This window comes from Methylobacterium sp. BTF04, assembly GCF_010692745.1.
In the GTDB taxonomy this organism is placed as follows: Bacteria; Pseudomonadota; Alphaproteobacteria; order Rhizobiales; family Beijerinckiaceae; genus Methylobacterium.
In genome coordinates, this window is sequence record NZ_JAAHTB010000252.1 from 1 (window position 1) to 556 (window position 556).

Annotated in this window: 1 protein-coding gene; it reads right to left on the reverse strand. The window is 68.7% G+C overall.

Translation table 11 applies throughout. From position 1 onward, the window contains the following. Nucleotides 1-556, reverse strand: a 556-nt coding sequence (locus tag G3T14_RS24590) for a head maturation protease, ClpP-related (RefSeq protein ID WP_163645062.1), incomplete at both ends; no start/stop codon positions are given.

Sequence of the window (556 nt, forward strand, 5' to 3'; positions counted from 1 at the left end):
GTGGGCTCGGGGCCCATCTCGTCGCCCTCGTCATGCGCGTCGATCTCGATGGTGGCGCCTTCGGGCGCGGCGGCCGCGGCGGCACGGGTCAGGACCCGATCGGCGTAGCCGGCGGCTACCGCCTCGTCGGGTGACATCCAGAGTTCGCCCCGCATGTCGGCGCGGGCCTCATCCACCGTGCGACCGGACCGGTCGGCGTAGATGCCGGCCATGGCGGTACCGAGCGCGTTGAGCGCCTTAATCTGCAGTTCGTGCTCGGCGACCGTTCCGAAGGTGAAGCCGGACGGATCGTGGATCATCATGATGGCGCCCATGGCCATCACGATCTCATCGCCGGCCATTGCGATCACCGATGCCGCCGATGCGGCGATGCCTTCAACGATGATGGTTTTCCGACCGCTGTGCGCGGTGAGGGCGGCATGGATGGCCGCTCCCTCGGTGGCGATGCCGCCGCCGCTGTTCAGGCGGACCGTGACGTCCTGCCCGCGCCCGACCTGGGCTAGTGCGAGGATGACGTCGGCCGCGTCGAAGCTGTCGTCCCAATAGAGATCGCCGA